We start from the raw sequence: 9,733 nt of genomic DNA, 5'->3' as shown, positions 1-9,733 counted from the left end.
TTTTCGTGAAGTACGACTGATTTATTTATTATATCTGCTACAGTAAAATAAGAAGTGTATACAGATAATATTCCTATATATTTTATATCTATAATCTAGATATTTTTATTACATATTTTTAACTGCATTAGTTAAGTTAGGTACTAATTGTTTCTTTCTAGAAACTACACCTTCAGCGAATACACCTTGATTTGCATCAACGTTGAATGCTTCAGATATTACTGAATCATTAGCTTTGTATAATAAGTAAGAGCCTTCTTTTATTATATCTGTTATAGCTAATACTAACATATCGTAGTCAGTACCGTTTATATAAGATAAGTATTCGTCTTTTTTATTTAATATAGAATCTATATCTAAAGTCATAACTTGTCCTATACCAACTTTATTTCCGCTCATGTTGAACTCTTTGAAGTCCATGTTTACTATTTCTTCTATAGAGAATTCATCTAAAGAAGTACCAGCTTTGAACATATCCATTCCGTAAGCTTCATAATCAACACCAGCTATTTCAGCTAATTCTAAAACTGCTTTTTTATCTAATTCAGTAGTAGTTGGTGATTTGAATATTAATGTATCTGATAATATTGCAGATAATAATAAACCAGCTATGTGTTTAGGAACTTCTACTTTATGTTCTTTGTATAAGTTGTATACTATAGTAGAACAACATCCAACTGGAGCAACTCTAACTGATATTGGTAAGTCAGTAGATATACCACCTATTTTGTGGTGATCAACTATTTCAACTATGTTTGCTTGTTCTATACCATCAGCACTTTGAGCAAATTCGTTGTGGTCAACTAATATTACGTTTTTCTTAGTTGGGTTTAATAAATGTCTTCTAGAAACTAATCCTAAGAATTGTCCATCATTATCTATAACTGGATAAGCTCTAAAGTTTGTATTTAACATAGTTTCTTTTACATCATCAACATAATCATTTTCGTTGAATAAAACTAAGTTTTCTTTAGTTATGATATCTTCTATTTCTGCACATTGATTTATTAAATTAGATGCAGTATATGTATCACAATCAACAGATATAACAGTAACACCGTTAGCTTTTGCTAATGCTGTTAACTCTTCGTTAAGTTGTGCTTTTCCTGTTAATATTAATAATGCAACTTTAGTATCTATAGCGTATTCGATTATATCATATCTGTTACCAACTATAGCTATGTCGCCTTCACCTAAAAGGTTCATTATTTCTTCTATTCCATAAGATAAAGTAGTTACTCTACCGCTGAAAGAATCACCGCATTTTACTAATACTTCACCTTTTAAGTTGTAACAAACATTCTCTAGAGGTATATTAACCCTTCTGAAATGTTGGTACATTAAACTTTTAGCTATCTCTACCATTGTTATTATACCTTGGAATTTTCCGTCAGCAGAAACTACTGGTAAAGTTTTTGTTCCTTTTTCTATCATTGTGTTGTAAGCGTTTAAAACTGAATCGCTAGGTTTTAAAGATTTTATTCTATCGTAACTTAAATCTTTAACTTGTATTTTTACGTCTTCAAGAACTTCAGGAGCTTGAACACCGAAATAATCTAAAGCATATTGAGCTTCCTTTCTAACTTCTCCTAAAGCGTAAGGAGTAGCTTCAACTCCTATTTGGTTTTTTAAGTGTGCTAATGAAATAGCAGAGCATATACTATCTGTATCTGGATTTTTGTGTCCAAAAACTAATAAACTCATATAAATAACTCCTTTCAACTATCTAAAAAAATAATTAGAATATATTCTTATTTTAACTAAGGATTAACCTAATCCTCAAAAATATATCATTAATAAACTTATTATAACAAATAGGCACATATATTTGTTCATATAAAAAAAATAATGTATAAATTAAGTATGATATTTGTTATAATGCAATACTTATTATACAATAAATAAAGATATTAACATAGACAATATAATAAATATAAATTTAAATTATATTGTAAAGATAACAGAGTATTTATAAGCATAAGGAGGGAGGTAAAACTCCCTTATTTTGATCTGTTATTTATCTATTATGATTTTAGACATTATTACCTTTTCGTATTCATTTTTTATGCAAAGAACTTGGTCGGTTAAATCTAATTCAAAGTTTGCAAATGCAGAGAATAAATCGATATCTCTCATTAAATGAACAGTAATAGTTTCCATGTTTTTATTTATTCTAAGTAGTATAGATCTGACAAATGGGAATTGTATTCTAGAGTTAAAGAAATTATCATCACCAAGATTTATATCTAAACATCTATAATTTACGTCTACATAAAGGTCTAAATCATCATCTTCTTCTCGAATTGTTCTATATTCAAAATCACAATCTAAATTTATTTTTCCTATTTTAATCATTATTGCCTCCAACTTAATATAGTAATTAATATTTAAATTAGCATATAAGAATAAAAATTTTCAAGCATATTTGAATTAGATGTTTAGTTGTAACTTTTTATAAAAAATAAGAGCTTTCATTTGGGGGAATGAAAGCTCAATTAAATTGGGGGAGATTGAGTTAAATATTTAAATTACAATAGTATTATTGTTCAAATTTATGAATTATATACAAAAAATAAAAAATAAATTTTAACAAAAAAGTTACAAATTACAAAATAGTAAAGCCATTGCAATTACTAAGGTTTAATAGAAAAAAATTAGAAAAATTGCATTAAAAAAGTAACAAATATGTAACTTTTTTGCAAAAAAAGGTTTCAAAAGTTACGAAAATGTAATATAATATTTGTATTAAAAGGAATAAAAAAGAAAAACAATCAGAAAATAGAAATTGCTTAAACGAGTTTTAAGTACATTAAAATCAAGAATTATTTACAATAAAAAGTATTTACAATAAAGATTTTCGGAATAAAAAAGGATTTAGGGGGAAAATAATTTATGTTAAAGAAATTTGTTAAAACGTCGGTAATTGTAGGAGCAGTAGTAGCTGCGTTAGGAGTAACAACTCAAGTTGATGCGGCAAGTTGCGGAACAGTAACAGCTAGTTCACTATATGTTAGAAGTGGAGCTTCAACATCACATAACATTTTAGGAACAGTAACTAAAGGAAATTCAGTTGAAATAAAAGATACTCAAAATGGATGGCACAAAATAAACTACAAAGGCAATGACGGATGGGTTAGCGGAAAATATATTACATCAAGCTCAAGTAGTTCAACATCAGGATCAACTTCAACAGGAACTACACAAGCTTCAAAAACTGGAACAATAACAGCTACTTCATTAAACGTTAGAAGTGGAGCAGCTACAACATACAGTATATTAGGAACATTAAGCAACGGTAAAACAGTTACTATATATGAAGAAAGTAACGGATGGTATAAAATAAACTACAACGGTGGATACGGATGGGTAAGTAAAACATATGTATCAACTGGAACAACTTCAAGTGGTTCAACATCAACAGGAACTACTAATACAACAACGACTACTAAAACAGTTAGTCAAATAAAAAGTCAAATAGCTACTACATACGCTCAAGCTAAAGCTATGACAGGAAGAACTAACTTCTCACAACAATGTTCTTTATATGTTTATTCACAACTTAGAGCATTAAATATATATCAAACACCAGATACATACTGGAATGGTAGTCAATGGTATTCAAAATTAACAAATAACGGGAAAACTCGTACTGGATACACTCAAAAGAAATATGCAGGTGTAAACTGTCTTACAAACTTAGTAAATGCTAACGGTGGAAAAGACGTATACAACGTAGTAGTTACTTTCCCAAGAAGTTATAGATCAACAAGTACAGTAGGACATGTTTTATTCATACATGCTATAAAAGACGGAAAAGTATATTACTCTGATAACTATGCATACGCTGGACAACCAGAAGGTAGCACTATAGTTAAATCAATCAGTGAATTCACTAATTACTTCTCAAGTAACTATAGTGGAATAACTGGAGCAGTACACTTTGTAAAATAATAAAATATGAATATTCAAAGGATGTATAAATTTTTATACATCCTTTTTTAATTCTAAGGAAATTATAAATTATCTAAGTTTTAGATAATTTATAATTTCCAACTTATTGCCTTAAGAAACGGAATCTCCGATTCGTTGACGATATGAACGAAGTGAATTTTATTTAACTAAATTTAGTTGCTCTATATTGTGTAGGAGAAACACCTACTATTTTTTTAAATAATTTAGAGAACCAACTTAAATCATTTATTCCTACGCTTTCTGATATTTCTTGTATACTTAAATCTGTTGTTGTTAGTAATGTTATTGCTTTTTCAATTCTAGTTTCTTGTATATGCTTTGTAATTGTTTTCCCAGTCTCCCTTTTAAACTGGTTAGATAAAAACGAAGGATTCTTATCTAATACTTCTGAAATACTTGATAAAGATAATTCCATATTTAAATTTAAATTTATATATTCTATTGCATTACGAACTGTGAGTGAATAATTTTGTAAATTAAAATTATTACTCAATAAGCAATAATTTTTTAAAATTTTATAAGGCAGTTTTTCTAAAGAAGATAGACTGACTTCGTTTTTTATTTGAACCTCAATTTTTTTATAAAGAAGATATACATGACTTCCAGGAATAGAGCTTTTTAATAAAGAAGACTCTAATCTGGAATTTAGCATGTATAAATTATGTTTTATTTGATCTATTGATTGTTCTTTAAAAAAGCCTGTAAGCTGTATATATAATTTTAAATATTCTTTAGCTTCATAAAATTTACCTAAAACAACACAACTTGAAATATGGGATAAATATTCCCTATACTTTTTATAATATTCACTATTAAATTCAGAATCATCCCTATTTACATAGTCGATTTTCTTTATTTTTTTCTCATCAAAATTAATATGAGCTATATGAGTATTATAATCTTTTATAAAAGCACTTAATATTGAATTTAATGTAGAGATAACTGTAACAGAATTAATTACAGGTAATGATTTATAATAAGTGAAAATCGTATCACGAAGATTCTCCTCAATATGATTTTCTTTCATTATACTTTCAATAAAATTTTCATTAAGTTTCATTGTTGATAAATTTAATGAGCTATTTAAGATAGAAATCATTAAATTATATAACACATATCAGAAATTATAAAATATTTATATTAAAAAGGAGATTGTAACAAATGATAGCTAATAACACAGCAGAAAAAGTTAATCAGTATGAAGTAGAGCAACAAAGACCTTTTGGTTTAAGAGATAAGATTGCTTATTTATTTGGGGATTTTGGGAATGACTTTTCATTCTTATTTGTAAGTAGTTTCTTATTAGTATTTTGTACAAAAGTTTTAGGGATAAATGGTGGAGTAGTAGGGACTATATTCATGTTATCTAAATTCATAGATGCCTTTACAGACGTAGGTATGGGTAGAATAGTTGATACAGCAAAACCAACAAAAGCAGGGAAATATCGTCCATGGATCTTAAGAATGAGTTTCCCTATAGCAATATCTAATGCACTTATGTGGATGCACTTTATAAAAGATTGGAGTATGACAGCAAAAATAATTTATATAGCAGTAACTTATATAGTATGGGGAAGTTTCTGTTACACAGGAATCAATATACCTTATGGTTCAATGGCTTCAGTAATAAGTCCAGAAGCAAAAGATAGAGCTTCATTATCTACATTCCGTACTATGGGAGCTTTATGTGCAGGTTTAGCAATAAATATGATAGCACCAATGTTCTTATATGCAACTGACAAACTTGGTAACCAAGTAGTTATAGCAGAAAGATTTACAATAGTAGGTATAGTATTCTCAGTACTTGGATTAATATGTCACTTACTTTGCTATAGCTTAAGTACTGAGCGTGTAAAAGTTGATGTATTAAACAAACAAGAAAATGCACCAAAACAAAGTTTCTTTGGATTAATGAAAAGTTTAGTTCAAAATAAAGCATTAGTTTCTTTAATATTATCAACTACATTAGTATTAGTAGCTTCAACATTAACAACTGCATTACGTAGTTATTTATTTATAGATTATTTCAGAAATGCAAAAGCAATGATGCTTGCAACACTTATAAATACAGCTGCTATGGCAGGAAGTTCAATATTTGCTTCTAAATTAGCACAAAAATACGGTAAAAAAGAAGTTGGATGCGTTGGTTTAGCATTAGCAACTATAACATTAATAGCACTTTACTTTATGAGAGTTACAAACATAACAACATATTATGCATTAATGTTTGTAAATGGTATAGGATTCGGAATATATAGTATGTATTCTTGGGCTTACTTAACAGATGTTTGTGATTATCAAGAAATGAAAAATGGAAAAAGAGATGATGGTACAGTATATGCTATCTACTCATTCTTTAGAAAAGTTGGACAAGCATTAGCTACAGGTCTTGGGGGATTTGTATTAGCTTTAATCGGATATCAATCAGCAGCAACTGTACAAACTGCAGAAGTAATAAACAGAGTATATGATGTGAATATATTAATACCAGGACTTATATACTTAACAGTTTTACTAGTAATGTTATTTACATTTCCACTAAGCAAAAAAGTAGTAGACGAAGTAACAGTAGAATTAAAAGCTCGTCGTGAAAAAGCACAATAAATAAATTAAAAATTATAGTAAAAACAAACTCGCTCGAGTCGTGATTTTGGGCGAGTTTAAATAAAACTTGAAATATATTAGAAATGTACGAAGGATGGAAAGATAATGGTAAACTTAACAGCAAAACCGTATAACCTTGATGAGCAAGGTGTAAAATGGGTAAAAGATACTATTGCGAACATGACAATAGAAGAGAAAATCGGACAATTATTTATTAATATGGGAGCTAGTCGTGAAGAAGACTATTTAAAAAGTGTACTAGATAATTATCATATAGGTGGAGTTCGTTATAACCCAGCTATGTCAAATCAAGTATATGATCAAAATAAAATACTTCAAGAAAATAGTAAAATACCTCTACTAATAGCTGCAAATACAGAAGGTGGCGGAAACGGTGCATGTTTAGACGGAACTTATATAGCAGCAGGAATAAAAGTAGGTGCTGCTGATAATAAAGAGTATGCGTATAAACTAGGAAAAATTTCTGCAATAGAATCTGCTGCAATAGGATGTAACTGGAGTTTTGCACCAGTAGTAGACTTAATGATAAACTGGAGAAATCCAATAACAACAAACAGAGGATTCTCAAAAGATGCAGACAAAACTTTAGAATTCTCATTAGAATTTATGAGAGGTATGATGGAAAATGGAGTAGCACCAGCTGCTAAACACTTCCCTGGCGATGGTATAGATGAAAGAGATCAACATTTATCATTTGCTCCAAATACACTTTCACCAGAAGAATGGGATGAAACATTCGGAAAAGTATATGGAGGTTTAATTGACGCAGGACTTCCATCAATAATGGCAGGACATATAGCTTTACCAGAATATGTTCGTTATTTTAACCCAAATGCAACAAAAAAAGAATTATTAATGCCAGCAACATTAAATAAATATATATTAACTGATTTATTGAGAGGAAAAATGGGATTCAATGGTTTAGTTGTAACTGATGCGTCTCACATGGTAGCTATGACTTCAGCAATGAAACGTAGTGAAATGTTACCAACTGCTATAGCAGCAGGAAGTGATATGTTCTTATTCTTCAATGATCCAGAAGAAGATTTTGAATGGATGATGGAAGGATACAGAAAAGGTATAATAACTGATGAAAGATTAGAAGAAGCTTTAACTAGAATATTAGGAACAAAAGCTGCTTTAGGACTTCACAATAAACCAAAAACAGAAATACTTCAACCAAAAGCAGAAGCTATGGCTAAAATAGGTTTAGATAGTTATAAAGAAATAGCAAAAGAAATATCTGATAAATCAATAACATTAGTTAAAAATGAAGAAAATATATTCCCAATGAGTCCTGAAAAACATAAAAGAGTATTACTTGTAAATGTTAAAGGTATAGCTAATGGTATAGCTGACTTAATGGGTGGAGGAAAGAAAACTCCAATAGAAGAAATAAAAGAATTATTAGAGCAAGAAGGATTTGAAGTTGAGATATATGAATCTGCTATGGAAAAAATAATGAAACTTCCAAAAGAAGAAATTCTTATGAAGTTATTAGATGTTTATTCACAAAAACGTCCAATAGCAGAATTAACAGGGAAATATGATTTAATAATAAACGTAGCTAATGTAGGTGCAAATACTCATCAACGTATAGAGTGGAGTATGGCAAAAGGAACACCAGATATGCCGTTTTATGTTCATGAAATACCAACAATATTTGTATCAGTATTATCACCATTCCATCTAGCTGATGTGCCTCAAGTTCAAACTTATATAAATACATATGACAGCAAAGACTACACATTAAAACTACTAGTAGAAAAAATGTTAGGTCGTTCTGAATTTACAGGGGTAAGTCCAGTAGATGCGTATTGTGGACTGTGTGACACAGTATTTTAATCTACGAAAATATAAATATAGTTTTTCATAATATCAAAGTTAAAAGAGCTGATATCAATAAGATTATTGAAATCAGCTCTTTTGCATTGTGTTTATTTTGTATTATAAAATGATTATTGTGTGATATTAGGATACTATCTTTTTGGATTTATAAAAGATGCTCCTAAGTATTTTTTTATATCTTCATCAGGAGAAAAATCATCTATTAATATTTCTCTATCAGAATCTTCAAGTATTACTAAAACTTCGCAGTTTCCTTTTAAGAATGCTTTTCTTACTGTCTCTTCTTTTACTTCTCTTACTTTAGTAAATCCTTTTTTAGTTTTTTCAAAATCCTTAGTAAAATAACTTTCCATCATATTAATAATTTTAGTATATCTGTTCATATATATACCTCCTAATTTATATTCAAAAATATGTTATAATAAGTTTTTGTATTAACTAAATAATTATAACAAGAGGAGAAAATTATGGCTAGTATAAAAAGACAACAAATACTAGAAAGTATTGCGTTTTGTGAGAAAAATGGTTATTTTGAAAAATTAAATGAAATATACTCTACATTGCCAAAAGGAGAGTGCAGTGGTTGTGGAAATTGCTGTATGGAGTCTGTTGGTATTAATTTAATAGAGTTTTTAAATATATATAGATATTTAGCTGATAAAGATGAGCTTAGAGAGGCATCTATTGAGAGAATAGTCGATTATTATTTTATGGAATTGATGAAGAAAAATTCATGTCCATTTAGAGATGAAAATAATAGATGTTTAATATATGAAGTTAGACCGCTTAACTGTAGATTATTTGGTCATTGGAAAAAGGAAGAATATAATGCTAATTTAAGCAGAGTAATAGAACAAAATATGGACTATAAAGATAGTATGAATAAAATATATGGTGTAGATATAAGTGATGAGGTTTTAAACTTCTCTATAAAATACTGTGATGTATTTAAGCCAGAAAAAGATTATTTATCTAAAAAAGATAGACTTAACTTTGAAGATGAAATAATGAATTTAGATGCTAGAATTTTAGGAAATGAATTAATAAATATACCATATAAAGATAGAGGTATAGTTGAATACTTTATAGAGAGTATGTTGTATTCTGAATTTGCATATAAAATTAAAATTAGAATAACAAAAGAAGAAAATATAAATGTAATAAATAAAATAAAAAGAATTTTACTTGCTAAACTGTATTAAAAAATAAGCTAAATAGACACTATAATTCAAATATATCAGGCATATGGATATTGTGTAGTGCCGTATAGACTTACAAAAACTCGTCC

The 9,733-nt window shown here is 28.4% G+C and carries 8 protein-coding genes; 4 read left to right on the top strand and 4 right to left on the bottom strand.

All coding sequences use genetic code 11. The features are described from left to right. Positions 1 to 108 precede the first annotated feature (108 nt). Positions 109 to 1,704: a putative manganese-dependent inorganic diphosphatase gene (locus I4U58_RS10405; RefSeq protein ID WP_195931281.1), complete on the bottom strand. Its 1,596-nt coding sequence runs from the start codon at positions 1,702 to 1,704 to the stop codon at positions 109 to 111. 309 nt (positions 1,705 to 2,013) lie between these two features. Beyond that, the gene (locus I4U58_RS10400; RefSeq protein WP_195931280.1) at positions 2,014 to 2,355 is read right to left on the bottom strand and encodes a hypothetical protein; all 342 of its coding nucleotides are present in this window, start codon (positions 2,353 to 2,355) and stop codon (positions 2,014 to 2,016) included. A 537-nt stretch (positions 2,356 to 2,892) separates the two neighbouring features. On the opposite strand from I4U58_RS10400, the gene I4U58_RS10395 reads away from it, so the two are divergent. After that, positions 2,893 to 3,951, top strand: coding sequence for an SH3 domain-containing protein (locus tag I4U58_RS10395; RefSeq protein ID WP_195931279.1), 1,059 nt, complete (start codon positions 2,893 to 2,895; stop codon positions 3,949 to 3,951). 163 nt (positions 3,952 to 4,114) lie between these two features. Here the strand turns inward: I4U58_RS10395 and I4U58_RS10390 are convergent, their stop codons facing one another. After that, the gene (locus I4U58_RS10390; protein WP_195931278.1) at positions 4,115 to 4,999 is read right to left on the bottom strand and encodes an AraC family transcriptional regulator; all 885 of its coding nucleotides are present in this window, start codon (positions 4,997 to 4,999) and stop codon (positions 4,115 to 4,117) included. A gap of 134 nt (positions 5,000 to 5,133) precedes the next feature. Here I4U58_RS10390 and I4U58_RS10385 point away from each other — a divergent pair, with 134 nt between their 5' ends. Next, positions 5,134 to 6,576, top strand: coding sequence for a glycoside-pentoside-hexuronide (GPH):cation symporter (locus I4U58_RS10385; protein WP_195931277.1), 1,443 nt, complete (start codon positions 5,134 to 5,136; stop codon positions 6,574 to 6,576). 105 nt (positions 6,577 to 6,681) lie between these two features. Then, the gene (locus I4U58_RS10380) at positions 6,682 to 8,442 is read left to right on the top strand and encodes a glycoside hydrolase family 3 protein (RefSeq protein ID WP_195931276.1); all 1,761 of its coding nucleotides are present in this window, start codon (positions 6,682 to 6,684) and stop codon (positions 8,440 to 8,442) included. Between the two features lie 134 nt (positions 8,443 to 8,576). Here the strand turns inward: I4U58_RS10380 and I4U58_RS10375 are convergent, their stop codons facing one another. After that, complete coding sequence (locus tag I4U58_RS10375) at positions 8,577 to 8,828, bottom strand: hypothetical protein (protein WP_195931275.1); 252 nt, start codon at positions 8,826 to 8,828, stop codon at positions 8,577 to 8,579. An 84-nt stretch (positions 8,829 to 8,912) separates the two neighbouring features. Between I4U58_RS10375 and I4U58_RS10370 the strand changes: the two genes are divergently transcribed. Next, entirely contained in the window at positions 8,913 to 9,647 is a 735-nt protein-coding gene (locus tag I4U58_RS10370; RefSeq protein ID WP_195931274.1) for a YkgJ family cysteine cluster protein, read from the top strand. The last annotated feature ends 86 nt before the right edge of the window (positions 9,648 to 9,733 follow it).

It is taken from the genome of Clostridium sp. 1001270J_160509_D11 (assembly GCF_015667935.1).
In the GTDB taxonomy this organism is placed as follows: domain Bacteria; phylum Bacillota; class Clostridia; order Peptostreptococcales; family Peptostreptococcaceae; genus Intestinibacter.
Note: the sequence above shows the minus strand (reverse complement) of the source record. Positions and strands in the feature narration are given on the sequence as shown.

Excerpts from the sequence above, each read along its gene's own strand:
- I4U58_RS10385 (WP_195931277.1), top strand. The coding sequence starts at position 5,134 with ATGATAGCTAATAACACAGCAGAAAAAGTTAATCAGTATGAAGTAGAG.
- I4U58_RS10400 (WP_195931280.1), bottom strand. The coding sequence starts at position 2,355 with ATGATTAAAATAGGAAAAATAAATTTAGATTGTGATTTTGAATATAGA.
- I4U58_RS10395 (WP_195931279.1), top strand. The coding sequence starts at position 2,893 with ATGTTAAAGAAATTTGTTAAAACGTCGGTAATTGTAGGAGCAGTAGTA.
- I4U58_RS10390 (WP_195931278.1), bottom strand. The coding sequence starts at position 4,999 with ATGAAAGAAAATCATATTGAGGAGAATCTTCGTGATACGATTTTCACT.
- I4U58_RS10375 (WP_195931275.1), bottom strand. The coding sequence starts at position 8,828 with ATGAACAGATATACTAAAATTATTAATATGATGGAAAGTTATTTTACT.
- I4U58_RS10370 (WP_195931274.1), top strand. The coding sequence starts at position 8,913 with ATGGCTAGTATAAAAAGACAACAAATACTAGAAAGTATTGCGTTTTGT.
- I4U58_RS10405 (WP_195931281.1), bottom strand. The coding sequence starts at position 1,704 with ATGAGTTTATTAGTTTTTGGACACAAAAATCCAGATACAGATAGTATA.
- I4U58_RS10380 (WP_195931276.1), top strand. The coding sequence starts at position 6,682 with ATGGTAAACTTAACAGCAAAACCGTATAACCTTGATGAGCAAGGTGTA.